The sequence below is a fragment of the Amorphoplanes friuliensis DSM 7358 genome, from assembly GCF_000494755.1.
Taxonomy (GTDB): Bacteria; Actinomycetota; Actinomycetes; order Mycobacteriales; family Micromonosporaceae; genus Actinoplanes; species Actinoplanes friuliensis.
Genome location: NC_022657.1, coordinates 579,904 through 606,799 on the forward strand (window position 1 = coordinate 579,904; position 26,896 = coordinate 606,799).

Consider the following 26,896-nt stretch of genomic DNA (forward strand, 5'->3'; position numbering starts at 1 on the left):
TGGATGTTCTTATCCCTGAGAGTGGGGTATCTCCTGGTCATGGCTACTTCTTGGAAGCCTGTGGATGAGCATGGGACGTTGTCGGCTGAGGAGCGTAAGGAGCTTCCGGACAGCGCCTATGCCTTTGCGGGTAAGCGTAAGGAACCGATGACCGATGCTGAGCATGTGCGGAATGCGATGGCTCGGTTCGATCAGGTGAAGGGTGTGACGGACGCTGAGCGGGACGAGGCTTTCGAGAACATCAAGGTCGCCGCGAAGCATTATGGGATCGAGATGACCGAGACGAGTTGGCGGCAGTTCGGGAAGAAGCCGCACACCACGAACAGCAGTCATTAGGCCAGGACTGAGCCGAGGCCGACCTGGATGACGACCGCCAGGGCGTAGAGGCGGATGACGGTCAGGCTCGGGTTTGCCGCGATGGTGAAGGCGCCGATCAGGGCGAGGACGATGTGGTCCGTGCCGCCGCCGTTGGTCAGGCCCAGGCCGGTACTGATCATCAGGCTCAGGACCGGGATGGCCAGGGCGACGGCGGCTGCGGCGTTCTGGCGGAGCAGGATCACCGCGGAGAGCAGGAAGACCGGCGAGGTGGCGATCGCCAGCAGGGTGGCGGTGAGGCCGTCCGTGCCGCCGCCGACGAGGTGGACCGCGTGGAAGGCGCCGCCGCTGAAGCGCCATTCCAGGTACGCCCAGCCGGTCAGCGCCGCGCACGCGGGGAAGATCAGCACGAGCATCGCGGCCTGGGTGGCGTACGGGATGCCCTGGTAGCGCCGGCGGGCGATGAGGGGTGCCGCGACGCCGATGGCCACGGCGTAGACGGCCACGTTGAGGTCGCAGGCAACGCCGATGCCCAGGGCCAGGCCGGCGCGGAATCCACCACCGGTGTCGCCGAGGCCGGTGAATTCGAGGAGTCCCGCCACGGCGAAGATCAGGGCGGCCAGGCCGGCGAAGGTGGCCAGGTCGTCGATTGCGGTGCGGGCGTAGACCGGCATCGCGCCGATGCCGATGATGACCGGGGCGATCAGCCACCACGGGTGCTGCCGGCGGCGGAGGCGGGTGATCAGGAATTCCAGCACGAACGCCGCCAGCAGCGCGCCGGCTATCCCCAGGGCCAGTCTGCCGCCGGGCAGGGCGCCGGCGATGCCGGAGGGCAGGGGCGGGTACATGTCGCGGACAAAACCGAGGTCGCTAGAACCCCACTTGATCTCGCTGCCGAGGCGGTCGAGCTTGGCGTTCGGGGTGTCGGGGCCGACGCCGCGGAAGATCGCCAGGAGGACGTAGGGCAGGGCGATGGCGCCGCCGAGGGCCAGGCGGCGAACCCACTCAGGTGCGGACCGGGTGGTCGGCGGTTTGTGGTGCGCTCCCGGGCGCCGGGTCGTTGGCGTCGACGGTGCTGAGACCATGGGCGGTCTTCTCCCAGTAGTGCGGCTTGGTGATGAGCTGCCACAGCCCCTTGTAGGCGGCGATCGAGTGCATCAGCCAGTACGCCGGGTTGAGCAGCGCCCACGCGACGAGCTTGTAGCGGCGCCGTTTGAACGCGCCCATCATCGACACGTAGATCATCAGGGCGTTGCCGAGGAGCAGGTTGAGCAGGCTCATCCACATGACCCAGCCGGGGAAGTACGGGGCGAGGGCGTCCGGCGGGACGAGCAGCGAGACGAGGAACAGCGCGTACAGCGGGGGTACGCAGAGGAAGCTCACGGGCGTGCCGCCGACCAGCATCACAAAGCCGAACGCCGCCCGCGGTCCGGTCTGCCGGAACAGCTTCACCGGATGCCGCAGGTGCACCAGCGTCGTCTGCATGTATCCCTTGATCCACCGCGAGCGCTGGCGGAGGAAATTGCCGTACGCCCGGTTCGCCTCCTCGAACGTCGTCGACTCGATGACACCGACGGTCCGGCCCAGCGCCGCGGCGCGGATGCCCAGGTCGGCGTCCTCGGTGACGTTGAACGGGTCCCAGCCGCCGAGGACCTTCAGGGCGTTCGTCCGGAAGTGGTTGGACGTGCCGCCGAGCGGGATCGGCATCCGCCAAGCCTCGAGCCCCGGCAGCATGTAGTCGAACCAGAACGAGTACTCGAGCGTGAACATCCTGGTCAGGGCATTTTCGTCGGCGTTGAAGTAATTCAGGGCCGCCTGCACGCAGACCAGTGACCGGTCACCGCGCCGGAACGCCACCACGGCCCGTTTGAGCTGGTCGGGGTCGGGCCGGTCCTCGGCGTCGTAGATGACCAGGTAGTCGCCGCGGGCCAGGAACAACCCCACGTTGCAGGCCTTCGGTTTGGTCTGCGGCGAGCCGCTGGGCACGGTGACGAAGGTGATCGTCTCCGGCGGGTTCGACGCCAGCGCCGCCTCCCGCGTCTCCCGGTCGTCCTCCTCCAGCAGCAGCAGGATCTGCAGCTTCGAGGTCGGATAGTCGAGCGCACCGAGGTTCGCCACCAGGTCCTTGACCACCTCGCTCTCCCGGAACACCGGGACAAGTACCGTGTACGGCGGCAGATCCGTGTCCTTGAGCGCGTCGACATCTTCCTTGGTCACACGTTGCAGTCCCTCGTACCGCACGCCGGTGAGGCACATGACGAACTTGAACGTCACGCTGACCAGGAACGCGAGCCCAACGGCGGCCGAGATCACCACGATCGTCCAGCGGGTGGCAAAAACCAGGCCGGCCAGGAGCAGCACCAGGCCGATCGCCAGCAGGACCTTCTGCCGGCCGTTGAGCACGGTACGCGCGGAGCGGTCCTCGTCGCGCCGCCACAACCCGAGGCACGCCTCGTCGAGCACCTGACCCCGGAACGCCCGCACGACGGCGGTGTCGATGTCGAGTCCGGTGGCCGCGGCGAAGACCACGTCGGCCTTGAGGATGCCGGCGACGTGTGCACGACGGGTGTCGGTGGGCGCCTCGGCCGTCGCGACCAGCACCCGATTACCGCCGATGTGGCGTACGGGGAACCAGCCCTCGTCGACGAGCTGGGCGGGATCGAGACCGGCGACCAGATCGTCGTCGAAGTCCTCCTCCTCGAGCGCGTCGAGGTAGAGCAGGTCCCAGGCCTCGGCGAGCACCCGGTAGACGTCGTGCCGGCGGACCATCCCGGCCGCGATGACGATGCTCTCCAGGCGTGAACCGGTGCGGATCCGGGCGCGGATCGCGTCGGCCATCTGCTGCGGGGTGAGCAGGTTCGCGTTGACGAGGAGGTCGCCCACGGCCATGGGTGCGACAGGTGACTGAACCATGCCGTCCCCCTGACCGCCGTCGGCTCCCCAGGTCAGGCTAGGAGAAACCGGACGTACGGTAGGTCCGATCCGGGTAGTTAGTGGGTCTCACCTTGCGCCACGGCTGTAACTTCGGGGGATGACGCCCGGGGGGATCAGGGACCGTTTCCGCGCGCAGATGCGCCAGGAGGTCAAGGACGCGGCCCTGCGCCAGCTCGCCGAGGGCGGACCGCAGGCGCTGTCGATCAACGCGATCGCCAAGGAGCTCGGCGTCTCCGGCCCGGCGCTCTACCGCTACTTCGCCGGCCGCGACGCCCTGCTCACCGAGCTGATCCTGGACGCGTACACCGACCTGACCACCGCGATCTCCGCCGCATCGCGCCGTCTGCCGGAGCTGGCCGCGGCCTACCGCACGTGGGCGGCTGTCCATCCCCACCGGTACAGGCTGCTCTTCGGCGCGCCGCTGCCCGGGTACGACGCCCACGACGAGCGCCTCGACGACGCCTTGCAGCGGATGCTGACCGTGCTCGGGGCCGTTGCCGTGTGGAGCCGCCTGCACGGTTTTGTCAGCCTCGAGATCGAGGGCAACTTCACGTCGATGGGAGTCGACCCCGACGGCCTCTTCGCCGCCGAGGTCGAAGCCCTCAGTAGTGCGCGGTGATCCGCCGCGCCGGCCCGTCGACGGTGATGCGCCCGCCGCAGGGCAGCACCCACTGCGGGCTGGTGTGCCCGAAGTCCACGCCGAAGACGGCCAGGGCGCCGGGGTTGTAGGCCTCCAGCGCCCGCAGCACGGCCTCCCGCTGCTCCTCCCGGTATCGGTCACGTTCCTCGACGGGCCTGGGGTCGAAGAACACCGTGGCCTTGGCCGTGGCGACCAGGATCGCCGGGAACTGCTCCAGCAGGCCGCGCTCGCCGAAGTTGCGCAGCATCCGGTGGACCTCCCCACCGGACGGCATCTCCTCGGACGTCTCCAGCAGCAGCACACACCCGGCGTAGTCCTCGACGGGCCGGACCCACCGGTCAGCCGCCAGCGTCCAGTGCAGGATCTCGAGGCTGCCACCCCACGCAGGCGCGGAGACGACCCGGTCGGGCTGATGCCAGAACCACCCGGGGCTGGGGAAGTCCGGCGGCGCCTGCGTCAGGGAGGTCCCCTCGTTCCACTCCACCTCCTCGTCGGTGAAGCGTTCCAGGGGCCGGATCTCGAGGTCACCCGGCGTGAAGAGCGCAGCCCGTAACGAGTCGGCGGAGACTGCCTGCAGGCCGCCGCCCCGGGCGACGTGCATCATCGTCGAGCCACCGTGGTACCCGGCGACACCGTGGGTCCAGAGCCAGTTCAGCAGGTTGGTGTTGTCCGAGAAGCCGAAGAACGGCTTCGGATCGGCCCGGAACGGCCCGGGATCGAGGTGCCGCAGCACGGTGATCTGGTCGTCACCGCCGATCGTCGCCAGGACGGCGCGGATCGACGGATCGGCCCAGGCTGCAGTCAGATCCGCGGCCCGTTCGGCTGCCGACGAATGCCGGCGCGTCGACGGGTATTCGACCGGCTCCAGCTGGAACTCCTCGCGGAGCCGGCGCAGTCCCTGCTCGTGCTGGGCGGGGAACTCCGCCGGAGCCGCGAAGGCCGGCGAGACGACGGCGACACGGTCGCCGGGAGACAGCTTGGGCGGGTCGGCGAAAACAGGACGCATGGACACATCCAAGCCGCGTCCAGCCGGTCGGCGCACGTCATTTAGGCGCGGCTCCGGGGGTGGACCGGCGGCCCGGCCATGTCGCAGTACGTCTGCACCGGGCTCTGGTCGCCGCCGACCGGTTCGATCGTCACCACGTCCCGGCCGTCGACGGGCGACCTCTTTGCCGGCGTGTGCGCGGGCAGGCGGCGCGGGATGAGAACGGCCGCCAGCAGACCACCGATCACCATCAGGGCCGCGCAGATCAGCATCGAGTTGCGGTAGGTCGGGTGCAGGTCCTGGGCGTCGGTGAGGTTCCCGGTGCCGATGCCCGCCGCCAGCGGCAGCACGGCCACCGACAGCAGCCCGGCTGCCCGGGCCACCGCGTTGTTCACGCCACTGGCGATGCCGGCGAAGGTGTCGTCCAGCGCGCCCAGAGCCGTGGCGGTCAGCGGCGCCACCAGCAGGGACAGGCCGAGCCCGAAGATGATCACCGGGGGCAGGACGTCCGTCCAGTACGAGGCGCCCACGCCGATGCGGCTCATCCAGGCCAATGCCACGGCGCAGATGAGTGGCCCGACGGTCATCGGGAGGCGGGGGCCGATGCGCTGGCCCAGGGCGCCGGCCCGCGCCGACAGCACCAGCATCAGCGCTGTCACGGGCAGCAGCGCCAGACCGCCGGTGAGGGGGCTGAAGCCGGACACCACCTGCAGATTGAGGACAACGAGGAAAAAGACACCGCCGTTGGCCGCGTACACGAGGAAGGTGACCAGGTTGGCGCCCGAGAAGGCCTTGGAGCTGAAGACGCCCAGCGGGAGCATCGGGTGGGCCGACCGCCGCTCGGTCAGCACGAACGCGGCCAGCCCGGCGACACCGATCAGCAGCGAGACCAGCACCTGCGGGCTGCCCGGACCGTTCGCCGGCCAGGCCGTGAAGCCGTAGGTGAGCCCGCCGAGGCCCGCGGCCCCGGTCAGGACACCGGTGACGTCGAGCCGGCGGGCGGCGTTCGGGTTGCGGGACTCGGGGACGTGCCGGGCCGCGACCACCATGACCAGCAGCGCGAGCGGCACGTTGATCAGGAAGATGAACCGCCAGTTGGCCACCTCGACCAGCCAGCCACCGAGGAACGGGCCCAGCGCGCCGCCGATGCCGCCGAGACCCGACCAGGCGCCGATCGCCTTGGCCCGGTCCTCACGGACGAACGACGCCTCGAGGATCGCCAGCGCACCCGGTGTCAGCAGCGCGCCGCCGATGCCCTGCAGGGTCCGGGCGGCGATGAGCGTCTCGATGTTCGGCGCGATCCCGCACAGCAGCGACGCCAGCGCGAACCAGCCGATGCCGATCATGAACACCCGCTTGCGCCCGAACCGGTCACCGAGCGAGCCGCCGAGCAGGATCAGCGAGGCGAGACTCAGGGCGTACCCGTTGACGGTCCACTGCAGGCCCGCCGCGCTGCTGTCGAGATCCCGCCCGATCGCGGGCAACGCGATGTTGACCACCGTGGCGTCGATGAACGCCAGGCTCGAACCGAGCACGGTCGCCAGCAGCACCCACCGTCCGGCGGAACTACGATATTCGATGAGCGGTGTTGTCACAGGGTGCTGACCAGCCCTCCGTCGATGACGAAGTCGGCGCCCGTCACGTTGCCGGCCCGGTCACTCGCGACCATCACCACCAACGCCGCCACCTCCTCCGGAGTGCTGAAACGACCCGTCACCGAGCCGCCGGCCGCCTGCGCGGCGACCGCCTCCGGGTCGACCCCGGCCGACGAACCCACGGTGGCGGCCACGCCATCCTTGCCCAGCCAGAGATCCGTCGCCACCGGTCCGGGGCTGACGGTGTTGACGCGTACACCCTGGGGGCCGAACTCCTTGGACAGGCTCTTGCAAAAGCTGGCCAGCGCCGACTTGGCGGCGCTGTAATCCATGACCAGCGGGTCGGGCAGGGTGGCGTTGACCGAGCAGACCGTCACGATCGACCCGCGGCTCTCCAGCAGGTGCGGAAGCGCGGCCCGGCTCGCCCGCACGGTCGCGAGCAGGTCCAGCGTGAGCGTCGCGAGCCAGTCCTCGTCGGTGATCGACAAAAACCCGCCCGTCCGTGGATGCGCCGCGCCCACGTTGTTGACCAGCAGATCCAGCCTCCCGTACGCCGAGACGGCGTCGTCGACGAGGCGTTGCGGGCCGTCGGGCGTACTGAGGTCGACCTCGACCGTGCGCACGCCCGCGGCCGCGTCACCCGGAAACTTCCGGGCCCCGGCCGTGACCAGCACGCCCTCCGCGACCAGCTCCGAGACGATGGCCAGTCCGATGCCCTTGCTGCCGCCGGTGACCACCGCGGTTCTGCCTGCCAGCCCGAGATCCATGGCCGGACCCTACGCGCGGGCAGGCACCCCCGGCATCCGTCAACCGACGGTCAGGCGGTGCGCCGCAGCGGCTGCGCAGCCGGCACGGGCCGGGCCATCCCGCCTCGCGCGGCGAGCAGTGCGGCCGAGGCCGCAGTCGCCGGCTTGTTCACCGGCGTCCGCTTCCGGCCCAGCAGCGTCTCCAGCCGCGTGAACAGCTCCGACCGGTGGTACGGCTTGGTCAGGTAGTCGTCGGCGCCCGCATCCATCCCGGCGAGGATCCGGTGGCCGTTCACGTCAGCACTGATCATCATGATCGGCAGGTGCGCGGTGGCCGGCTCGGACCGCAGCCGCCGGCACAGCTCGATCCCCGACAGCCCGGGCATCCGCACATCGAGCAGCACGGCATCGATCCCACCGGCGTCGGCCAGCCGCAGTGCGGTCTCCCCGTCCGCGGCCTCCACGGACCGGTGGCCGAGCTTCGCCAGCGCAAGCGTGATCAGCTCGCGGTGGTCAGCATCATCATCGGCGATGAGCACGGTCGGCACGGCAGCACCTCCAGCCAGTGGGCATTCGCAGAACTGTTCGGCACACCCGTTTCGATCGCTGAGCCCTTCCAGCACATTCCCCCGACCGGATCTGACACCCGATCCCCTCTGAGCGCGTACGTTCCCCAGATGTGTCATGCGCACGTACGTGCACATCGGCTAACATGTGCACGAACGTTCTCAGGAGGCCGTGGTGAGAATCGACAGCATCGGCGATCTAGGCCTGTTTGTCCGTGACGAGCGACGCCGGCAAGGCCTGAGCCAGGAAGAACTCGCCATCCGGTCCGGCACCAGCCGCCGCTGGCTGTCCGACCTGGAGGGCGGCAAGGTAACGGTGGAAGCAGGCCTGACACTGAAGGTGATCGCCGCCTTGGACCTCATTCTCGAAGTCGGCCCGGCCCCCACTCCGGAGATCGACCTGGATGCGTTCCTCGACAACCTCGGCGGTTCAGATGACCACTGAACTGAGCGTCCTGCTGTCCGGTCGTAGGATCGGCACCCTCACCCAGGGGCGGGGCGGTGTGCTCACGCTGCAGTACGAGGCCGGCTGGACCGAATCGGCCGGTGCCCTACCGATCTCGCTGTCAATGCCGCTCACGACCCGCGTCCACACCGGTGCGGTCGTCCGTGCCTACTGCCAAGGCCTGCTGCCGGACAGCGAACGAGTGCTCGAACGCTGGGCGCGCGACTTCTAGGTCTCGGCCGGAAATCCGTTCTCCCTGCTCAGCCACGTGGGTGAGGACTGCGCCGGCGCAGTGCAATTTGTCCGTTCTGAACGTGTCGAGGCTCTGCTCGCAAGGCAGGGTGGAATCGTTCCGCTCTCTGCGGATCAGATAGCCGAGCGGCTACGAACTTTGCGTGGTGACCCGTCGGCCTGGCACTTGGCGGGCACCGGTCAATTCAGCCTTGCCGGCGCGTAGGCCAAGACGGCGCTCTACCGGGATTTTGAGTCCGGCCAATGGGGAGATCCTGGTGGAGTCACGCCGACCACGCACATCATCAAGCCGGCGATCGCAGGCTTTGACGACCATGATCTGAACGAGCACCTGTGCCTGGCCGCTGCGCGATCGGTCGGCCTACGGGCGGCGGTCTCGCAGGTCGTGTCGTTCGGGGCCGAACGGGCTGTGGTCGTCGAACGTTACGACCGGCTCCCGGTTGGTGGCGGCACTGTGACCCGGATCCACCAGGAGGACCTGTGTCAGGCCAACGGGTTGGAGCCGACTCTGAAATATCAGAGCGACGGTGGCCCGACACCGGAATCGATCATCACGCTGCTGCGGAGGGCCGTCTCGCCCGCTCGGGTCGCGGAGGCGGAAGTCGGTCGATTTGTGGATGCCCTCGCCCTCAACTGGCTCATTTGCGGGGACCGATGCGCATGCGCCTCGCGATGAAAGTGGGGTCTGAATATCGGATCGAGGCGATCACAGGCCGCCATTGGACCGCGTTCGCTGTTGCCAACGGCCTGGATCCGAAGCGCACCATCGCTCGGGTCGATGAGCTGGCCGGTCGGCTGCCTGAGGCGTTCCGGGAGGTCGGGGGTAGCGCGGCTGTCGCAGGCATCGGCTCCGATCTGCCGGAGCGGCTGGCCGATCGGGTCTTGCAGCACACCAAGCGATGCCGGGAGGCTCTCGCGAACGCTTGACCAGGGTCGGCGCTTGGCTACTGTGCGGGGTTTCGAGGCCGATAGGGGGACGTGAGCTGGAGAAACCGTGTGCTGGCCGGGGTCGGTGGCGGATACGTCGTGAGCCTGGTCATCGTCTTCGCCGCTTCTCCGGAGGTGGCTGCCATCGCCTTCGGGATGGGCATTCTGCTCTCCACCGGGGTCGGGTTCGTGGCGGGGCTCAGGGCTGCGGGCCGGCCCGGTACGGATCGGCGCAGCCGGCTCATCTGGCGGCTGATCGCGGTGAGTTTTCTGTTCCAGATCGCCACCATGGTGCTGTTCGCGGTGCCCGGGGCGAAAATGACCTTCCCCGCGCCGGCGGACGGGGCGCGGATCAGCTTTGTGGTGTTGCTGTGCGTGGCGACGTGGGCGTTCCCGTTGAGCCGGGCGACGTCGCTGGAGCGGCGTAAGTCGGTGCTCGATGCGCTGACCGTGGTGGTTTCCGGGTCGATGCTGCTCTGGTACCTGATCCTCGGGCCGTACATGGCGGACCGGGGCACCTCGGCCGGCATCGTCGCCGCCGCGGCCGTGTACCCGATGCTGGACCTGCTGTTGATCTTTGGTTTGGCTCGGGTGTTGCTGCGCGGCACCGACAGTTCGGCCCGGCGGCCGATTCTGCTGCTGGCGGTCGGCACGCTTTTCCTCTTCGCCGGTGATGCGTGGGTCGGCTACATGCAGGCGCACACGCCCGACGTCTACCGGGACGGCAAGTGGGATTTTGCCTGCGTGCTGACCATGCATTTTCTCTTCACGGCGGCCGCGATCGACCAGAACCGGCCGCGGACCGGGCTCGCGTCCCGGCCCGGCCGTTACCGGCTCGGCGGCAATCTCCCGTACGCGGCCATCGGTGTCGGCTACGGGCTCATGATCATCGCGGCTTGGCACGAGCAGAACCGGTTCCCGTGGAGCGGGCTCACCGTCGGCGGCATCGCCATCACCGTCCTGGTCGTGCTGCGGCAGATCATGGTGCAGCGGGAGAGTGACGAGGTCGCGGCCACCGACGGGCTCACCGGTCTGGCGAACCGCTTCCGTTTTTCCGAGGTGCTGGGCCGGGGTCTGGACCGCGGCGGCCGCAACGGGCACACCACGGCCGTGCTGCTCGTCGACATGAACGGCTTCAAGCAGGTCAACGACACGATGGGGCACAAGGCCGGTGATGCGCTGCTGACCGCGTTCGCCCGGATGTTGCGGGACGGGATCCTCGGCTCCGATCTCGCGGCGCGGCTCGGCGGTGACGAGTTCGCGGTGGTGCTGCACGACATCGGTGGTGTGGCCAACGCTGAGGCGGTCGCTCGCCGGATCGCCGCGGCGACCGACGAACCGGTCATGATCGACGGGACGCCCGTCCGCGTGTCCGTGAGCATCGGCATCGCGGTGTCCGGCCCGGCGGAGCTGTCCCCGGACGAGCTCCTGCACCGCGCCGACGTGGCGATGTACCACGCCAAGCGCCGCGGCGGCGCCACCCGCTGGGCCTGCTTCGACGACCTGATGGGCGGCGACGACGGGGAGCCGTCGCTCGAGGACGACCTCCGGACCGCGGTTGCCGGCGGTCAGCTGCGCCTGCTCTACCAGCCGATCGTCGGGCTGCCGGACGGGGAGCTGATCGGTGTCGAGGCGCTGGTCCGCTGGGAGCACCCGCGGCGCGGCACGATCGCGCCCGACGTTTTCATCCCGTTGGCCGAGCGCATCGGTGTCATCGGTGAGCTGGGTCTGTGGGTGCTGCGGGAGGCCTGTACGAGCGCGCAGCGGTGGCCGGGCCTGCAGGTGAACGTCAACGTGTCACCGTGTCAGCTGGACGAGGACCGTTTCAGCACCGACGTGCGCGCGATCGTGCGAGCCACGGGGATGGACCCGGGACTGCTGGTGCTGGAGGTGACCGAGAGCGCCTTGATCGCGGAGGAGGTGCCGCGGGCGCACCTGCAGATCCTCAGCGACGAGGGCATCCGGATCGCCCTCGACGACTTCGGTACGGGCTACTCGTCCCTGCGTTACCTGACTCAGCTCCCGATCGACACCCTCAAGATCGACCGCGGTTTTGTCGCCTCCCTCGACGGTACGGCCGAGGGCGCCGCCGTAGCCCAGGCCGTGCTGCGCCTGAGCCGGGTGCTGGGGCTCGACACCGTTGCCGAGGGCGTCGAGACCGCCGCCCAGGCCAGAGAGCTGACCCTGCTCGGCGGCACCAAGGCGCAAGGCTTCCACTTCGCCCGCCCCCAGCCCGCGGAGCAGATCTCCGAGCTGGTCACCGCGGCCCTCGGCTGACCCGTCACCAGGGGCGGGAGAGCCACTTGCGGGTTACTTCGGCTTCGACGTCCACGTTGTGGTGGCGGGCGAGCAGCAGCACCTGGCAGAGCACGTCGGCGATCTCCGCCCGGAAGTTCGCGGCCAGCTCGTCCGGGCTGCGGCCCTTGGCGCGGGCCTGACCGGTCTGCGCCAGGAAGGCCTGCGTCAGCTCGCCAACCTCTTCCTGCAGCTTGAGCAGGAACCACGTGTCGTCGCGGCGGAAGCCGAACTCCTCGGCGTACCGCTGGGAGACGATTTCGAGGTCTTCGGTGAGCCGGTGCAGGTCCATGCGGTGGAAGTTACTGCGGGGCCGGGCGCAGACGGTCGAGCAGGGCGTCGGCGACCCGGGCGGTGCCGCGTCCGTCGACCGCGGACCAGGCCCGGGCGGCCAGGGCGGCGCGGCGTGACGGGCTCACCAGCAGGGTGCGCAGCAGGTCGACCGCTGCCCCCGATTCGAACGGGGACGACGTCAGGTCGGGCAGGTGCCCCAGGCCGGCCGCGAGACCGCGTGCGGTGGTCCGGCCGTACCCGATGATCTGGTTGTCGACGACCCAGACCAGGGCGGCGGGCAGGCCGAGGCAGAGGAGCTCCCAGGTCGACGTGCCGCTGGCGCTGATCGCCAGATCGGCGTCGGCGAGCAGTTTGGGCAGGTCGTCGGTCGGCGCGATGATGTCGAAGCGCTGGCCCGGTTCGGGTTCGAGCGCGAGCAGCTCGCGGCGCAGGCTGTCGTCGGCGGCCACGATCGTGGCCGTGCAGTCCATGCCGGTGCGGACCAGCAGCCGGCCCACGACCGGCGCCGCCCGGTAGGCGTCGGTCCCGCCGAAAAAGGCGACAACCTTCGGGGTACGCGCGGAGCCGCCACTCGGCGCCGTGGCGGGCCGCAAGTCGCGGACGGCGTGGCGCAGCAAGGCGTACTCGAGCCCGGCGAGCCGCACGGCACCCGGGGGCAGCGGCGGGTGCCGGCGTTCGGCGTCCAGGTTCTGGTCGACGAAGATGTCGGCGTCCTGGTCGCGCAGGTCCCCGTCGACGATCGCCACGACGGCCCGTCCGCTCGCCCGCAGGGCACGGGAGTGCGCCGCCGGCACCTCGTAGGAGTCGATGACCACCGCGTCGAGGCCGAGCCGGTCCGCCGCGCCGACCATCCCGACGGTGTCGTAGGGCGCCGGATGCCACGGCAGGCCGCGGCTGGTCAGCTGCTGGGTCGCCCACTCGAGGCCGCCCAGGTCGCTGAGGAAGTGCACGGCCAGGCCGCGTGCGGTGAGCTCCTCGGCGAGGGCCACGCAGCGCAGCAGATGCCCTACCCCGGTCCGTGGTCCGGCGTCGCAGCGGATCCCGATGGTGATCGTCACGCCTGTGCGAGCTCCTTCTGCCGGACGTGCGCGTTGAGCACGGTCAGCTCCGGCCGTCCGGCGAGCCAGTCGGCGAGGGTGCGTACGGGCACCGGCCGGTCCCCGAAGTGGGCGACGACAGCCTCGATGAGCCGCCAGTCGTCCTCGGTGTCGAGGGTAAGCCTCAGGTGGGACAGATCGGGCTGCAGCGTGAGCCCGAGCACGTTGTAGTCGTACGGGTGGGAGTAGACGTACGAGGTGACGTGCGTCCGGTGGTGGTCGGTGGCCAGCTTGTCCAGCTGTCGCAGCACCTCGGTCCGCACGATCTCCACGTCGAGCCCGCGGGGGAGTGTCCGGGCGATCGACGTGCTCAGGTAGTCCAGTGCCGGGGTGGCGGCGAAGACGTCGGTCGCCAGCATGATCAGCTCGGGGTCGAGCAGCGGGCAGTCGGCGGTGAAGCGCAGGACGGCGTCGGACTCGTACTCGCACTCGTCGAGGACACCGAGGAAGCGGGTGAGCACGTCGTCGACCGGGCCGCGGTGCACGGCCACACCGATCGCATCGCACTCGGCGACCACCGGGTCGTCGATCTCCTCGGTGGTGGTGGCGACGACCAGGTCGTCGAGGACACCGCTGTCACGGGCGGCCCGGACCACACGGTCGAGGACGGTACGGCCACCGAGGCGCCGGAGCACCTTGCCCGGTAGCCGGGAGGAGCCCATCCGGGCCTGGACGATGCCGAGGGTACGCATGAGATTCAGTCCTTGAAGAGGGGGGAACGACGTGCTGCTCTGACGGCCTTGCGGGCGGCGCGGGCGCTGAACTTGGTGATGCGGTAGACGGCCCGGCCGCTGAACGCGTCGATCTGGAGGCGGGCGCGGCGCAGTTCGGCGTCGCGCAGGACAAGTTCGGTCTCGACGTAGGCGATGCGTTCGGCCGCGTCGGCCAGCTGTTCTTCGAGCCGCCGGACGTGTTCCTCGTGCTCCCGCAGGGAGTCGGGAACGACCGGGACGGCGGTGGGCACGGGCGAATCGGGGTCGAGCCCGGCCGCGGCGAGCAGGATCGTGGTCAGCGACGGCACGTCGGCCGCGCCGGGCCAGGGCTGCGCATAACCACCGGCGAGCAGCGTGTGCGCGAAGCGCTGCAGCGCTTCGGCCGGAGTGCCGTCGGCGGCGGTGGGGTCGAGCACCGCGAAGGTGTCGCCGTCGACCAGCACGTTGTCGAAGCTCGCTGTGGGCACAGCGGCGGCCCAGCCGGACAGCAGGCCACGGATGGCGGGCAGGTCGTGGCGCAGGCACGCGCCGATGAGCAGCTCCTCCAGCAGCCGGCCCTCGGGGAGATTCCCGGCGGCGTGGCCCAGCACCTGAGGGAGGACCAGGCTGCCGGCCGGACCCCGGTAGGCGAGCACCAGCCAGGACGGCGCGAGCTCGGCCCCGAGGCCGGCCCGCACTGCCGCGGCGGTGAGCCGGCGTGGGTCGCTGAGGACCGGGCGGCCCGCAAAGGCCGAGGCGACCGCTGCCGTGGCGAGCGCTCCGGCGGCTCCTTCCCGGAGTCCCGCGGGAGTGGCGGCGAACGTGGGGGTGGACGGCAGCGGCCAGGCGGCGCCGAGCCAGCCGATGCTCAGGCCCTCGGCGGTCAGACCCGCCTCGAGCCGGGCCGGGTTTCCGGGCTTGGTGCCGAACTCCCCGAGCGGACGCCAGGCGTCGGTGGTGTGCGCGAAGGTGACCGTCACCCGGTCGACGAGGCGGTGCACGCCGAGCTCGTTCTCGACCGACAGCAGCAGGGCGCCGCCGGGGCGCAGGGCCCGGCGCAGCACCTGGACGCTCTCGGCCCAGTCGTACTGCGGGCCCTCGACCGAGCACAACCGGTCGACACCGTCGAGGGCGACCACCACGTCGTACTGCTCGGTGTCGGTGAGTTTGGCCAGGCTTCCACAGAGGACGGTGACACCGCTGCCGGTCAGGGCGGCCGCGTCGGGCTCACCGCGGACGAGACAGGTCACCTCCGCGAAGCCCGCGAGGGCGGTGATCAGCTCCGGTGCGTGCGGGCCGGCCACCAGGACCCGGTCACCGAGCGGCCGGAGCAGCCCGATCAGTTCGGTCAGCAGCAGGCCGCCGACGGGCTCGCGGTCCGAGAAGCCGGCCATCTCGCCACCGATGAGCTTCATGCGGGCACCGCCGTCCGGGCGCCGGTCCAGCCGAGGATCGCGCGCAGCTCGGCGGGTGAGGCGAGGGTGCCCGCACCGAGCTCGTACAGCGCGGAGGCGGTGGCGTCGGCGGGGTCCGGGTGTGTGCCGTGCAGCTCGGGCCACTGGCGGCGGATGCGTTCGGCGGTCACGCGGACCTCGCCGTCGAGGTGCATCGGGTCGCCGTAGACGGCCGGTTCGCAGCCGGTGGCAGCGCCGTAGAGGACCGCGCTGCTGAGCCGGTTGGAGGCGACGCGGCGGTGCGCCCGCAGCTCCGCGAGCTGGTTGTGCAGGAACTTCGTGTCGGTGTCGAGCCAGCGCAGCCCGCGGTACCCGTGACAGATGACCCGCCCGGCCTGCTCGTAGCGCCGCCGCACCCTGTCGTCGCGGAACTCGTGCCAGTAGAGGCAGAAGGTGACCGGCCCGTCCTCGGTCTCGAGGATCTCGTCGATCAGCCGCTGGTGGTCACCGGCGATGTGCTGGCCCTCCCAGCCGTGGAACGGGTACCAGATCGTGCCTTCACGGGGTGCCTGCGAAGCCGGCTGTGTCGACAGCAGATAGAGGAAGGGGGCGCCGATCACGGTCGCGTACCGGCGGCCCATCGACCAGGCGCGCCGCCGCGTCTGCTCCGACCAGACGAAGATCGGACGACCCGACACGTACGGCGTCCCGGCGCCGAGTCCGTCCACCACGTTCCAGCCGTGCTGCACGTACCCGTCGATCCGTGGTGGATGTTCGGGGTCGAGCCCGCAGTAGCCGGCCAGCACGTGCGCGTGGCCGTAGAAGTGGTTGGCGTGGTGCACGGGCTCAGCTCTCCAGAATCGTGCGCAAGGTGTCCACGACGCGGTCCTGGTCCGCGTCGCTGAGGTCGACGAACAGCGGCAGTGACAGCTGCTCGGCGTAGAAACCCTCGGCGACCGGGCACATGCCGCGGCGGTACCCGAGGTCCTCGAACGCCGGGTGCCAGTACGCGGGGATGTAGTTGACCTGCACGCCGATGCCCGCCGACCGCATCCGGTCGTAGACCTCACGCCGCCGGCCGTCCTGGATCCGTACGGGGTAGAGGTGACGCATCGGGTCGGCCCACGCCCGCCGGACCGGCAGTCGCAGCCCCGGCACGCCCGCGAGCAACTCGTCGTACCGTTCGGCCAGGGCGGTCCGGCGTGCCTTGAACGCGGACAGCCGCCGCAACTGCGAGCTGCCGAGCGCGCAGAGCACGTCCGGGAGCCGGTAGTTGAGGCCGAACTCGGGGACCTCCTGGTGCCAGCCGCCCTCGTCCGGGTGCCGCAGCATCGCCTTGTCCCGGGTGATGCCGACCGTGCGGAACCTCCGGGCCCGGTCCAGCAGCTCGGGAACCGTGCCGGCGACCGCGCCACCCTCACCCGTGGTCAGGTTCTTCGTCGGGAAGAACGAGAACGTGGTCAGGTCGGCGAGCGTCCCGACCGGGCGACCGTGGTACGTCGACCCGATCGCGTGCGCGGCGTCGGCGATCAGCACCGCACCGGCCTGATCGGTGACTTTGCGCAGCTGGTCGTACTCGGCCGGGTGCCCGGCGTAGTCGACGGCGGTGACGGCCCTGGTCCGCGAGGTGACCGCGGCTTCGGCAGCCGCCGGGTCGAGGTTGGCGGTGTCGTCCTCGACGTCGGCGAAGACCACGGTCGCGCCGAGCATGGCCGCGGTCGACGCCGTCGCCACGAACGTCATCGGCGTGGTGACGACCTCGTCGCCCGGGCCGACCCCGGCCGCCGCGTACGCCGTGTGCAGCGCCGCGGTGCCGTTGATGACCGCGACGCAGGGCGCACCGGCGATCCGCTCGAGATCGTTCTCGAACAGGTCGACGCGGGGACCGGTGGTGAGCCAGTCGCTGCGCAGTGCCGTCGAGACGGCTTCGATGTCCGCTTCGGTGACGTTCTGCCGCCCGTAGGGCAGCATCACTTCTCCTCGAGCAGGGCGCTCATCTCGTCGACCTCGAGCCACAGGTCGTTGTTGTCCGACCGGTAGTTGAAGCCGTCGGCGACACGCTCGCCACCCTCGGGGGTCTGGTATCCCCAGCTCGCGACGACCGGCTGCACCACGTAACGGTCGGGGAAACGCAGCGTGCGACGGCTGTCGTCGGCCGCGATCATCTCCTCGTGCAGCTTCTCGCCCGGCCGCATGCCCATCTCGTGCGTCGGGGCGTCCGGCGCGACGGCCTCGACCAGGTCGAGGATCCGCATGCTGGGGATGCGCGGCACGAACAGCTCGCCACCCTGCATCACGTCGAACGAGTCGACGACGAACTTCACGGCCGCGTCGAGGCTGATCCAGAAGCGCGTCATCCGCTTGTCGGTGATCGGCAGGCTCTTGCCCTCGGCGTTGAGCCGGCGGAACAGCGGCACGACCGAACCGCGGCTGCCCATCACGTTGCCGTACCGCACGACCGCGAACCGGGTCGGGTGCGTGGCGGCGTAGTGGTTGCCCGCGATGAACAGCTTGTCGGCGACCAGCTTGGTGGCGCCGTACAGGTTGATCGGGCTGGAGGCCTTGTCCGTGGACAGGGCGACGACCCGCTGGACGCCGGCGTTGATCGCGGCGTCGATGACGTTCTGCGAGCCGTTGATGTTCGTCGCGACGTACTCCGAGGGGTTGTACTCGGCGGTGTCGACCTGCTTCAGGGCGGCGGCGTGCACGACGTGGTCGACGCCGTGCATGGCGCGGGCCAGGCGGTCACGGTCGCGGATGTCGCCGATGAAGAACCGCAGGCGCGGGTCGTCGCCGAACATCTGCCGGACCTCGTACTGCTTCAGCTCGTCGCGGGAGAACACGACGATGCGCTGCGGGTCCAGGTTGGCCAGCGCGTGACCCAGGAAGGCCTTGCCGAACGACCCGGTCGCGCCGGTGACCAGGATCGACGATCCACTCAACACACTCATTAATTGCTCCCGGGGGGTGGCACGGGCATTCACGAGGCGGAAGCATAACCGCGGCGCAAGGCATTTCCAGAGGCTGAAAGAAACGCCTGCCGCAATTCATGTCGAGTTCAACTCGGCTTTGTCGCCGCGTCGCGACCGCTGAGGCAAGGTGGGTTCCTTCGTCCACCCGTGCTTGGAGTAACCCCGTGATTGAGCTGCAGAGACTGCGTGAAGCGTTCCGGACGTCGCTGGATCTGCCCGCCGATGCACCCGTCGACGACCTGCACTACCAGGACAACGAGAAGTGGGATTCGCTCGCGCACATGTCATTGGTCGCGGCCATCGAAGATGAATTCTCGGTAATGATCGACACCGACGACGTCATCAATATGTCCAGCTTCGGCGAGGCCATGCGAATTCTCGGTAAATACGGGGTGGACTTCAATGAGTGAACGGGTTGCTCTCGTCACGGGAGCCTCCCGCGGTATCGGTCTGGCCGTCGCCCGGCGTCTCGCCGAGCAGGGCCACGATCTTGTCGTGCACGGCCATCGAGCGGACGTCATCGCGGAGGTCGCGGCCGAGCTGGCCGGCAAGTACGCGGTGACGGTCGTCCCGGCGCACGGTGACATCGCCGACCCGGAGACCAGCCGAGTGCTGATGCGGGTGGCGTTCGAGAACTTCCGGCGGCTCGACGCGCTGGTGGTCAACGCCGGCACCCACGCGGCCGGTGTCCTCGGCATGACCGACGACGCCACCGTGCAGCGGCTCTTCGCGGTCAACGCGATCGGTGCCGCGCACACGCTGCAGGGGGCGGTACGGCTGCTCGGCCGTGGGCGTACCCCGGCGGTGGTGCTCGTGTCGTCGATCACCGGGACCGAGGGTGCGGCCGGCCAGGCCATCTACGCCGCGTCGAAGGCCGCGGTCAGCGGCCTGGCGCTGTCCGCGGCGAAGGAGCTCGGGCCGCGCGGCATCCGCGTCAACGCCGTGGCGCCCGGTTTCATCACCACCGACATGCTCGACACGCTCGACGATCGCGGCCGCGCGCAGCGGATCGCGAGCACCGCGCTCGGCCGGCTGGGCGAGGCCGGCGAGGTTGCCGACGTGGTGGCGTTCCTGCTCTCCGACCAGGCCCGGTTCGTGACCGGGCAGGTGCTCGGGGTCGACGGAGGACTCTCGCTGTGAACCTGTTCCATCCCGAGGCCCGGGTGCTCGACGCGGCGACCGGCGAGGTCCTGGACCGGACCCGGGTCGACGCGGCGGCGGCCGCCTTCGAGAGCCGTCCGCCCGGCGTTGTGTTCGCGTTGATGCCGACCGAGCTGGACGCCGTTGCGCTCTATCTCGGCGCGTTCGCCGCTCACCGCCCGATCGCGCTGCTGGACCCGGACCTTGACCACACCGTGCTGCTCGACCTCGTCGAGCGGTTCGCTCCGGCACTGGTCACCGGCGTGACCACGGGACCGCCCGACGGTTACACCGCCGAGGACGGCTGGTGGGTGCGGGACGAACCGGCGGTGACACCGCACCCCGACCTGGGCCTGCTGCTCACCACCAGCGGTTCCACGGGCAACCCGAAACTGGTCCGGCTCTCCCGTGCGGCCGTGCTGGCCAACGCCGCGGCCATCGGCGAGAGCCTCGGCATCACCGCGGACGACGTCGCGCCGACCACGTTGCCGCTGTTCTACACGTTCGGCCTGTCGGTGCTCAACAGCCATCTGCTGCGCGGCGCCACGGTTGTCCTCGAACGCACCGGCATCCTGCAACGCGACTTCTGGCAGGCCGTCGAAAGCTACGGCGTCACCTCGCTGGCCGCTGTGCCCTACCAGTACGAGATGCTGCGCCGCCTGCGCTTCGACCCGGCGAAATACCCCGCGCTGCGGACGCTCACCCAGGCCGGTGGCCGGTTGCGCACCGCGCTGGTCGAGGACTTCGCGCAGCGGATGGCGTCCGTCGGCGGCCGGCTCTTTGTCATGTACGGCCAGACCGAGGCGACCGCCCGCATGGCCGTGCTGCCACCCGGCCACCTGCCCGGCAAGCTCGGCTCCGCCGGCCTGCCGATCCCCGGCGGCTCCTTCTCGATCGCGGACGGCGAGGTCGTTTTCACCGGACCCAACGTCATGCTCGGGTACGCCGAGAGCAGCGCCGATCTCGCCCGCGGTGACGACCTCGGCGGTGTCCTGCGCACCGGCGACCTGGGCCACCTCGACGACGACGGTTTCCTCTTCCTCACCGGGCGGTCGAAGCGCATCGGCAAGGTCTTCGGCGTGCGCGTCAACCTCGACGACGTCGAGCGCACGCTGGCCGCGCACGGGGCCGTCGCGGCGGTGGCGGGCGACGACAAGCTGCACGTTTTTGTCGAGGGCGCCGACTCCGAGGCCGCGCGCTCGGTCCGCGGCGAGCTGGCGGGATTCCTCGACACCCACTTCTCCGGCCTGGACGTGCGCGGCATCGAAGCGCTGCCGCTGCTGCCCACCGGAAAGATCGACTACCGGTCGCTGGAGGCCCTGGTATGAGTCTGTTCACCTTGGCCCAGCCCGAGCGTGAGGCGTTGCTGCTCAAGGAGTTGTCCGGGCTGGTCGAGCACCACCGGGCCAACTGCGAGCCCTACGACCGCATCCTCGCGGCCAACGGCTACACCGAGGCCGGCTCGGTCGCCGGGCTGCCCTGGCTGCCGGTGCGGCTCTTCAAGAACCTGGAACTGAAGAGCATCCCGGACGACGAGGTCTTCAAGGTCCTGACCTCCAGCGGCACCACCGGCGAGGTCAGCCGCATCTACCTGGACAAGGCCGCTGCCGCGACGCAGACCCGCCAGCTCGGTGCGACCCTGCAGACCGTGCTCGGCCCGAAGCGCCTCCCGATGCTGCTGGTCGACACCAAGGCGCTGCTCAAGGACCGCCGCTCGTTCAGCGCCCGCGGCGCCGGGGTCCTCGGCATGGCCACCTTCGGCCGCGACCACGTCTGGGCCTTGGACGAGGAAGGCGTGCCGGACCTCGAAGCTCTGCGCGGCTTCCTGGCCAAGCACGGCAACGCGCCGTTTCTCATCTTCGGCTTCACCTACCTGGTCTGGCTGCATCTCTACGAGGTCGCGCGGGACAACGGGCTCGACCTGAGCAACGGCATCCTGATCCACTCCGGCGGCTGGAAGAAGCTCGTCGACCAGGCGGTCTCCCCGGAGGAGTTCCGTCGCCGGCTGGCCCGGGACACCGGCCTGGTGAACAGCCACAACTTCTACGGGATGGTCGAGCAGATCGGCACGATCTTCCTCGAGGGGCCCTCGGGTGGCTCGCTCTACTGCCCGGACTTCGCGGATGTGATCATCCGCAACCCCGAGACCTGGGAAGAACAACCGGTCGGTGAGCCCGGCCTGATCGAGGTCGTGAGCACCCTGCCGACCTCGTACCCCGGACACGTCCTGCTGACCGAGGACCTGGGTGTGGTGCACGGCGTCGACGACGGCGACTGGCCCGGCAAACGTTTCTCCGTGCTCGGGCGCCTGCCGCGCGCCGAGGCCAGGGGCTGTTCCGACACGTACAAGGAGGCGGCATGAGGTTCCGGTTCGGGGATCCTGGTGATCTCACAGCGCCGTCGCAGGACCGGCTCACCGTCGGCGACCCGCGGGTGGTCGACTTCCTGTCCCGCTTCGCGCGCAAGCTGCTCGCGCCCGCGGTCGCCCGGCGCCACCCCGAGCTGGGCTCGCTCGGATACTTCCTGCGCCCGGCCGAGCTGACCCGGGCCGCCGCCCGCCTGGAGAGGCCCGACGCGTTCGTCTTCCCGCGCGGCAACGTCTTCCACGTGCCACCGGCCAATGTGGACACCATCTTCGTCTACTCGTGGGCGCTGTCCGCGCTGGCCGGCAACCACAATGTCGTCCGGATCTCGGCGCGGTCGGCCGGTGCGGCGGAAACCGTGCTGGAGACGCTGAACGCGACCCTCGAGGACGCCGATCCGGTGATCGGCCGCACTCAGCGCATGGTCACCTACGGGCGGGACGACACGATCACGGCCGCCCTCAGCGCCTGGTGCGACCTGCGGGTGATCTGGGGCGGCGACAGCGCCGTCACCACGATCCGGAAGCACCCGCTGCGCCCGTCGGCGCGCGATCTGACGTTCCCCGACCGCACGTCCTGGGCCGCGTTGTCCGTACCCGGGTGGCGGGCTGCAGATCCGGCGGCCAAGCGCGCCGCGGCGACCGGTTTTGCCAACGACGCGTACTGGTTCGACCAGGCTGCCTGTTCGTCACCGCGCACGGTGTTCCTGGTCGGTGGTGACCCGGCCGGTGTCGCCGACGAGTTCCTCGAGCTGCTCAGCGAGGTTGTCGCGCGGCGCGGCTGGGCCGTCGACGCGGCGATGGCGGTGGAGAAGCGGGTCAACGCGTACGGGCTCGCGGCCTCGGGTGCGGTGACCGCGATGGCGTTCCCGGAGAACGCCGTGACCTCGCTGGCGCTGGCCGAGGTGGCCGACGCACCGCGGCGGTGGATCGGCGCCGGGGCGTTCCCGTTCGCGAGCGTCGGCAAGCTCGAGGACCTGGTGCCGGCGATGAACCGGCAGGACCAGACGTTCAGCCACTTCGGCTTCGCACCGGCCGAGCTGAAGGCGTTCGCCCTCGCGCTCGGTGGCCGCGGCGTCGACCGCATCGTGCCGTTCGGGTCGGCGCTCACCTTCAGCGCGATCTGGGACGGCTTCGACCTGCCGCGGGAGTTCACGCGGCTCACCACGCTCGAGACATAGGGGACCCCGTGGAGGGCACTGTTCTGTCGGTCGTCGTGCCGATGTACAACGAGGAAGCCGTGATTCCCGCGCTGGTCGAGCGGCTCCGGCCGGTGCTCGACAATCTCGGTGTCACCTACGAGGTGGTGGCTGTCGACGACGGCAGCCGCGACCGTACGGCTCACCTGCTCTTCGAGTACGGACGCACCTGGCCGGAGCTGCGCCTGGTCAAACTGCGGCGCAACAGCGGGCACCAGGCGGCGCTGACCGCGGGTCTGCAGCGCGCCAAGGGCGACTGGATCGTCAGCATCGACGCCGACCTGCAGGACCCGCCGGAGACCATCGCGGAGATGCTGCGGGTGGCCCGTGAGCAGGGACTCGACGTCGTCTACGGGGTGCGCTCCGACCGCAGCACCGACACCGTGTTCAAGCGGCACACCGCCGGCGCCTACTACCGGCTCATGCGCCGGATGGTCGGCGGCGACGTGCCCGCCCAGGCCGGCGACTTCCGGCTGCTCAGCCGTGATGTGGTCGAGGTGCTGAAGAAGCTGCCCGAGCGTGCGCCGGTCTACCGGTTGCTGGTGCCGTCGCTCGGTTTTGCCTCGGCCGAGGTCACCTACGCGCGGGAACGCCGCGCCGCCGGTGAGACGAAGTACCCGCTGCGCAAGATGGTCGCCCTCGCCTGGGACAGCACCGCGAACTTCTCCGCGGCACCGCTGCGCATCGCGACCTGGCTCGGCGCGTTCTCGTTCGTGGCCTGCATCGCGCTGATGATCTTCGGCGTGGTGGTCTGGGCCAACGGCACGGTCATCCCCGGCTGGACGTCGCTCTTCCTCGCGGTCCTGCTGCTCTCCGCGGTGCAACTGATCTGCCTCGGGTTGCTCGGCGAGTATGTGGCCCGGATCTACCGCACGGTGCAGGACCGGCCGACATTCCACATCGGATTCGACTCGGCCGCCGAGGCTCAGCGGATCGAGATCCCGCAGCAGAGGTCGGCGGCTGCCCTCCCGTGACCACGCTGCTGACCCGGCCGGCTCCGGCGCCGGCCGCCGCGTCCCGCCCCGCGCTGCGTCCCTGGCTCGCCGCCGTACCGTGGCTGCTTGTTGCCGTGGTGCTGGCGGGCGCGCTCTACCGCGCGGACGTCCCGGGCCGGGAGATCGCGACCTACGGCCTCTACTTCCTGGCCGGGGTCGTCCCGCCCGGCACACTGGTCCACCGGGCGATCCGCGGCAGCCGCGGCAACCTGCCCGAGGACCTCGGCTACGGCGCCGCGACCGGCCTGTTCGTGCAGATCGTCGGCTGGGCGCTGGCCGCGGCCACCGGCCTCCAGGCCCTGCTGATCGGCTGGCCGGTGCTCGTGCTGGTCGCCTTCGTCGCCGTGCCCCGGCTGCGGCAGCACTGGCGGATCGCCGAGCCCGAACCGCTTCCCCTGCGCTGGTCCTGGCTGATCTGCGGGGCGCTGCTCGGCGTGATCGCCTGGGGTGCGGCGGCGTGGTCGGGCACCCCGCTGCCACCGGCCGACGCGGTCTACTACCAGGACCTGATGTACCACCTCGCGCTGGTGCAGGAGATGACCCGCGCGATGCCGTTCGAGGTGCCGCAACTCGCCGGTGACACCCTGCGCTACCACTACCTGTCCGACGCCGACATGGCCGCCGCCAGCATGATCACCGGAATCTCGCCGGCGACCGTGCTGCTCCGCCTCTGGATGGTGCCGATCGGTGCGACCGCGGTGCTGGTCGTCGCGGCACTGACCCGCGAACTCAGCGGCAAGTGGTGGGCCGGTCCGCTGGCCGGTGGTGTCGCGTTCGCAGGCATGCCGCTCACCCTCGGCGCCCCGATCGACGCGTACGGCGGCAGTTCGCTGTCCTACGCGAGCCCGTCACAGACGTACGCGATGCCGCTGCTCGGTCTGCTCGTGGCGATCGTGGTCGACCTGCTGCGCGGACGGAAGCTCGGCCCGGCCTCGTTCCTCGCACCACCCCTGGCCCTGGTCTGTGCGGGCGCCAAGTCGAGCGCACTGCCGCCCCTGATCGCCGGTCTGGGCCTGGCCGCCCTGGTCGTCTGGTGGCGGGACAAGAGGTTTCCCCGGGCGGCGGCCGGCCTTCTGCTGGCGCTGACCGTGGTGATGCTGATCGGCACCCGGCTCTTCGCCGGTGGTGGTGCCGGAACGCTCGGCGTGCAGCCGTTGAGTCTGCTGCGATGGATGGAGCCGTATTCCAAGACGCTGGGTACCGGCGACGGTGTGGCACCGGGCGGGCTGATCGCCCCGGGACTGCAGGGGATCGGGCTGACCGGTGGCGGGTTTGTCGCCGGAGTCATCGGCTGGTGGGTGCTCATGCAGTCGCCCCGGCTGCTCGGGCTGCTGTCGCTGCGGCGGCGCTCGGATCCGGCGGCGTGGCTGCTCGGCGGCATGACCGTGGCCGGTGCCGGCGCGGCCTGGGCCCTGTGGCACCCGTCGGCCAGCCAGCTCTACTTCTTCCTCTGCGCCGCGCCCTTCGGGGTGGTGCTCACGGTCTGGATGCTCGCCGAGCGGACACGCCACTGGTGGGTACCGGTGGCCGGACTGCTCGCCGGTGCACTGTGGAGTGTCGTCGCGCCGGTGGTGGCGGCTCCGGCGCGGAACACCCTGGGCGGGTGGGCGTGGGCTCTCGCCGTACCGGTGCTGCGGACCTTGGGTCTGGTGGTGATCGCCGCGATCCTGGTGCTGGCCCTGCGCCGCAGGTTCCGGGTCCTGGCCACCGCGGTGACCGCCGCGGTGCTGGGGGCGAGTCTCGCGACCGGCCTGGCGGGCTTCGTCCGCGTCCTGGGACAGGAGACAGGTCAGCCGTCGACGGCTCGCATGGTCACGCAGGAGGAGATGGGCGCAGCGCTGTGGCTCGACGAGCATGCGGCCGACGACGACGTGGTGGCGACCAACGTGCACTGCACGCCGATGGCGCGGTACCAGCCGTGTGACGCCCGGGCGTTCTGGGTCGCCGGGCTCGGTGGCCACCGCACGCTGGTGGAGAGCTGGGCCTACTCGGACGAGACCGTGGCGGCCAACGGCGTCGGCGGCCTCAAGTACGTCCTCCAACCGCCGCCCGACCAGGCCCTGTACGACCTGAACCAGCGCGCTTTCACCACCGCGGATCCGGCGGACCTGACCCGTCTCCGTCAGCAGTACGGCGTGAAGTGGCTCTTCGCCGACACCCGGGCCGGAGAGGTCTCGCCGGACCTGGCCCGGCTGGCGCAGCTGCGCCACACCAGCGGGCCGGTGACGATCTACGAACTGCGCTGAGTCAGGTGAGCGTCGAGGGCGTCGAGGTCGGGCACGAACCAGATGTGCCGGCCGCGGTTCGACTCGTGGACCAGGGCCCGCAGCGACTCGCTGGCGGCCAGCCGCTCGGAGATGTCGCCGACGATCGCGAGCCGGATCTGATAGTTGACGAACTTCTGCATGACCTCGCCGGCCAGCCCGGTGCGGAGCTCGAAGAAGTCGTCGCTCAGCCGTGACACCGGCAGGGCGACGACCTCGGAACGCGTGAAGGCCGAGCCGATCACGTCGAGCGCGTCCTGCACACCGGTGACCACCGGGCCGTCGGCGTCGCAGACCAGTACGGGCACACCGTTGCGCTCCTGCACCTGCTCGCTCATCGCTGCTCGCCGATCAGGCCGTTCGCGGAGTCGAGCAGGTCGTCGACCATCCGCATGATGTCCGCGGTGTCCGTCAGGCCACCCAGGATCACGATTTTCATCCGGGACCGTTCCTCGTCGTGGATCGTCTGGATGCGCAGTGGCTCGGGGGAGTCCCGCCGGGACTGGGCCCCGGCGGTCAGCACGGTGGTGAGCCGGCTCGCCGCGGCGACGTCGATGCCGTCGATCTCGACGATGCTGGACGCCTCGGCCCGCCGACGTCCGGTGTTCGCGACGGCCGGCTCGCCGGTCAGTGCGGCCAGATCGGCCCGGGAGATCCGGTACTGCTTGCCGATCTTGACCGCCTTGAGCCGGCCGTCGCGGACATAACTCCGGACAGTGCGGACGTGCAGCCCCAATTGCTCGGCCACCTGCTCGACCGAGTACAGATCGTTCCCCATTGCTCCCTA

General features: G+C 70.2%; 29 protein-coding genes. 14 read left to right on the forward strand and 15 right to left on the reverse strand.

The window, feature by feature from the left end; translation table 11 throughout:
- Window positions 1-78: 78 nt before the first annotated feature.
- The gene (locus tag AFR_RS02650; RefSeq protein ID WP_238547228.1) at window positions 79-336 is read left to right on the forward strand and encodes a DUF6582 domain-containing protein; all 258 of its coding nucleotides are present in this window, start codon (window positions 79-81) and stop codon (window positions 334-336) included.
- Here AFR_RS02650 and AFR_RS02655 read toward each other — a convergent pair.
- Window positions 333-1,400, reverse strand: coding sequence for a hypothetical protein (locus tag AFR_RS02655; RefSeq protein ID WP_023357753.1), 1,068 nt, complete (start codon window positions 1,398-1,400; stop codon window positions 333-335). The genes AFR_RS02650 and AFR_RS02655 overlap by 4 nt on opposite strands.
- Window positions 1,321-3,228 (reverse strand): glycosyltransferase, encoded by a 1,908-nt coding sequence (locus AFR_RS02660; RefSeq protein WP_041840547.1) that lies wholly within the window; start codon window positions 3,226-3,228, stop codon window positions 1,321-1,323. Before AFR_RS02660 ends, AFR_RS02655 begins: the two co-directional genes overlap by 80 nt.
- A 118-nt stretch (window positions 3,229-3,346) precedes the next feature.
- Between AFR_RS02660 and AFR_RS02665 the strand changes: the two genes are divergently transcribed.
- Window positions 3,347-3,868 carry a TetR/AcrR family transcriptional regulator gene (locus tag AFR_RS02665; RefSeq protein WP_041840548.1) on the forward strand — a complete coding sequence of 174 codons (522 nt, stop codon included), beginning with the start codon at window positions 3,347-3,349 and terminating at the stop codon, window positions 3,866-3,868.
- On the opposite strand, the gene AFR_RS02670 is transcribed toward AFR_RS02665, so the two are convergent.
- The 4 genes from AFR_RS02670 to AFR_RS02685 are packed head-to-tail and all read right to left on the reverse strand — an operon-like array spanning window position 3,852 to window position 7,763.
- Window positions 3,852-4,895 carry a S66 peptidase family protein gene (locus AFR_RS02670; protein WP_023357756.1) on the reverse strand — a complete coding sequence of 348 codons (1,044 nt, stop codon included), beginning with the start codon at window positions 4,893-4,895 and terminating at the stop codon, window positions 3,852-3,854. The two genes, AFR_RS02665 and AFR_RS02670, sit on opposite strands and share 17 nt — an antisense overlap.
- Before the next feature lie 41 nt (window positions 4,896-4,936).
- Window positions 4,937-6,469 carry a DHA2 family efflux MFS transporter permease subunit gene (locus AFR_RS02675; protein ID WP_041840549.1) on the reverse strand — a complete coding sequence of 511 codons (1,533 nt, stop codon included), beginning with the start codon at window positions 6,467-6,469 and terminating at the stop codon, window positions 4,937-4,939.
- On the reverse strand, window positions 6,466-7,236 hold the full coding sequence (locus AFR_RS02680; RefSeq protein WP_023357758.1) for an oxidoreductase: 771 nt from the start codon (window positions 7,234-7,236) through the stop codon (window positions 6,466-6,468). The genes AFR_RS02675 and AFR_RS02680 overlap by 4 nt, the downstream gene beginning before the upstream one ends.
- Window positions 7,237-7,286: 50 nt before the next feature.
- Window positions 7,287-7,763, reverse strand: a complete 477-nt coding sequence (locus tag AFR_RS02685; RefSeq protein ID WP_023357759.1) for a response regulator transcription factor — start codon at window positions 7,761-7,763, stop codon at window positions 7,287-7,289.
- 193 nt (window positions 7,764-7,956) lie between these two features.
- On the opposite strand from AFR_RS02685, the gene AFR_RS02690 reads away from it, so the two are divergent.
- The 5 genes from AFR_RS02690 to AFR_RS43315 all read left to right on the forward strand — a co-directional run bounded on the left by AFR_RS02690 (window position 7,957) and on the right by AFR_RS43315 (window position 11,682).
- Window positions 7,957-8,226: a helix-turn-helix domain-containing protein gene (locus AFR_RS02690; RefSeq protein ID WP_023357760.1), complete on the forward strand. Its 270-nt coding sequence runs from the start codon at window positions 7,957-7,959 to the stop codon at window positions 8,224-8,226.
- Window positions 8,216-8,458 carry a HipA N-terminal domain-containing protein gene (locus tag AFR_RS45795; protein WP_023357761.1) on the forward strand — a complete coding sequence of 81 codons (243 nt, stop codon included), beginning with the start codon at window positions 8,216-8,218 and terminating at the stop codon, window positions 8,456-8,458. The genes AFR_RS02690 and AFR_RS45795 overlap by 11 nt, the downstream gene beginning before the upstream one ends.
- A 315-nt stretch (window positions 8,459-8,773) precedes the next feature.
- A complete protein-coding gene (locus AFR_RS48665; protein WP_498368206.1) occupies window positions 8,774-9,154 on the forward strand; it encodes a HipA domain-containing protein in 381 nt (126 codons plus the stop codon).
- Window positions 9,139-9,405 carry a hypothetical protein gene (locus tag AFR_RS44755; protein ID WP_023357762.1) on the forward strand — a complete coding sequence of 89 codons (267 nt, stop codon included), beginning with the start codon at window positions 9,139-9,141 and terminating at the stop codon, window positions 9,403-9,405. Before AFR_RS48665 ends, AFR_RS44755 begins: the two co-directional genes overlap by 16 nt.
- Window positions 9,406-9,456: 51 nt before the next feature.
- Window positions 9,457-11,682 carry a putative bifunctional diguanylate cyclase/phosphodiesterase gene (locus AFR_RS43315; RefSeq protein WP_148307859.1) on the forward strand — a complete coding sequence of 742 codons (2,226 nt, stop codon included), beginning with the start codon at window positions 9,457-9,459 and terminating at the stop codon, window positions 11,680-11,682.
- A gap of 4 nt (window positions 11,683-11,686) precedes the next feature.
- Here the strand turns inward: AFR_RS43315 and AFR_RS02710 are convergent, their stop codons facing one another.
- From AFR_RS02710 to pseB, 7 genes are read right to left on the reverse strand one after another with little or no spacing between them, the layout of a single operon-like run.
- Window positions 11,687-11,992: a MazG nucleotide pyrophosphohydrolase domain-containing protein gene (locus AFR_RS02710; RefSeq protein ID WP_023357764.1), complete on the reverse strand. Its 306-nt coding sequence runs from the start codon at window positions 11,990-11,992 to the stop codon at window positions 11,687-11,689.
- A 10-nt stretch (window positions 11,993-12,002) separates the two neighbouring features.
- Complete coding sequence (locus AFR_RS02715) at window positions 12,003-13,046, reverse strand: PseG/SpsG family protein (RefSeq protein WP_438829933.1); 1,044 nt, start codon at window positions 13,044-13,046, stop codon at window positions 12,003-12,005.
- A 2-nt stretch (window positions 13,047-13,048) separates the two neighbouring features.
- Window positions 13,049-13,783, reverse strand: coding sequence for a cytidylyltransferase domain-containing protein (locus AFR_RS02720; RefSeq protein ID WP_023357766.1), 735 nt, complete (start codon window positions 13,781-13,783; stop codon window positions 13,049-13,051).
- Window positions 13,784-13,788: 5 nt separating this feature from the next.
- Window positions 13,789-15,198: a class I SAM-dependent methyltransferase gene (locus tag AFR_RS02725; protein WP_023357767.1), complete on the reverse strand. Its 1,410-nt coding sequence runs from the start codon at window positions 15,196-15,198 to the stop codon at window positions 13,789-13,791.
- The gene (locus tag AFR_RS02730; protein ID WP_023357768.1) at window positions 15,195-16,019 is read right to left on the reverse strand and encodes a hypothetical protein; all 825 of its coding nucleotides are present in this window, start codon (window positions 16,017-16,019) and stop codon (window positions 15,195-15,197) included. The genes AFR_RS02725 and AFR_RS02730 overlap by 4 nt, the downstream gene beginning before the upstream one ends.
- A gap of 4 nt (window positions 16,020-16,023) precedes the next feature.
- Window positions 16,024-17,148 carry a DegT/DnrJ/EryC1/StrS family aminotransferase gene (locus tag AFR_RS02735; protein ID WP_023357769.1) on the reverse strand — a complete coding sequence of 375 codons (1,125 nt, stop codon included), beginning with the start codon at window positions 17,146-17,148 and terminating at the stop codon, window positions 16,024-16,026.
- Entirely contained in the window at window positions 17,148-18,122 is a 975-nt protein-coding gene (gene pseB, locus AFR_RS02740; protein WP_202964013.1) for a UDP-N-acetylglucosamine 4,6-dehydratase (inverting), read from the reverse strand. The genes AFR_RS02735 and pseB overlap by 1 nt, the downstream gene beginning before the upstream one ends.
- Before the next feature lie 194 nt (window positions 18,123-18,316).
- Here pseB and AFR_RS02745 point away from each other — a divergent pair, with 194 nt between their 5' ends.
- The 7 genes from AFR_RS02745 to AFR_RS02775 are packed head-to-tail and all read left to right on the forward strand — an operon-like array spanning window position 18,317 to window position 26,091.
- Window positions 18,317-18,559, forward strand: a complete 243-nt coding sequence (locus AFR_RS02745; RefSeq protein ID WP_041841717.1) for an acyl carrier protein — start codon at window positions 18,317-18,319, stop codon at window positions 18,557-18,559.
- Window positions 18,552-19,289 (forward strand): SDR family NAD(P)-dependent oxidoreductase, encoded by a 738-nt coding sequence (locus tag AFR_RS02750; RefSeq protein ID WP_023357772.1) that lies wholly within the window; start codon window positions 18,552-18,554, stop codon window positions 19,287-19,289. The genes AFR_RS02745 and AFR_RS02750 overlap by 8 nt, the downstream gene beginning before the upstream one ends.
- Entirely contained in the window at window positions 19,286-20,617 is a 1,332-nt protein-coding gene (locus AFR_RS02755; RefSeq protein WP_023357773.1) for an AMP-binding protein, read from the forward strand. Before AFR_RS02750 ends, AFR_RS02755 begins: the two co-directional genes overlap by 4 nt.
- On the forward strand, window positions 20,614-21,651 hold the full coding sequence (locus AFR_RS02760) for a LuxE/PaaK family acyltransferase (RefSeq protein ID WP_023357774.1): 1,038 nt from the start codon (window positions 20,614-20,616) through the stop codon (window positions 21,649-21,651). The genes AFR_RS02755 and AFR_RS02760 overlap by 4 nt, the downstream gene beginning before the upstream one ends.
- Window positions 21,648-22,832 carry an acyl-CoA reductase gene (locus AFR_RS02765; protein WP_023357775.1) on the forward strand — a complete coding sequence of 395 codons (1,185 nt, stop codon included), beginning with the start codon at window positions 21,648-21,650 and terminating at the stop codon, window positions 22,830-22,832. Before AFR_RS02760 ends, AFR_RS02765 begins: the two co-directional genes overlap by 4 nt.
- 8 nt (window positions 22,833-22,840) lie before the next feature.
- A complete protein-coding gene (locus tag AFR_RS02770) occupies window positions 22,841-23,824 on the forward strand; it encodes a glycosyltransferase family 2 protein (protein ID WP_023357776.1) in 984 nt (327 codons plus the stop codon).
- Window positions 23,821-26,091, forward strand: a complete 2,271-nt coding sequence (locus tag AFR_RS02775; protein ID WP_023357777.1) for a hypothetical protein — start codon at window positions 23,821-23,823, stop codon at window positions 26,089-26,091. The genes AFR_RS02770 and AFR_RS02775 overlap by 4 nt, the downstream gene beginning before the upstream one ends.
- Here AFR_RS02775 and AFR_RS02780 read toward each other — a convergent pair.
- The gene (locus tag AFR_RS02780; RefSeq protein ID WP_023357778.1) at window positions 26,076-26,447 is read right to left on the reverse strand and encodes a DUF4180 domain-containing protein; all 372 of its coding nucleotides are present in this window, start codon (window positions 26,445-26,447) and stop codon (window positions 26,076-26,078) included. The genes AFR_RS02775 and AFR_RS02780 overlap by 16 nt on opposite strands.
- Complete coding sequence (locus AFR_RS02785; protein WP_023357779.1) at window positions 26,444-26,887, reverse strand: helix-turn-helix domain-containing protein; 444 nt, start codon at window positions 26,885-26,887, stop codon at window positions 26,444-26,446. The genes AFR_RS02780 and AFR_RS02785 overlap by 4 nt, the downstream gene beginning before the upstream one ends.
- Window positions 26,888-26,896 lie beyond the last annotated feature (9 nt).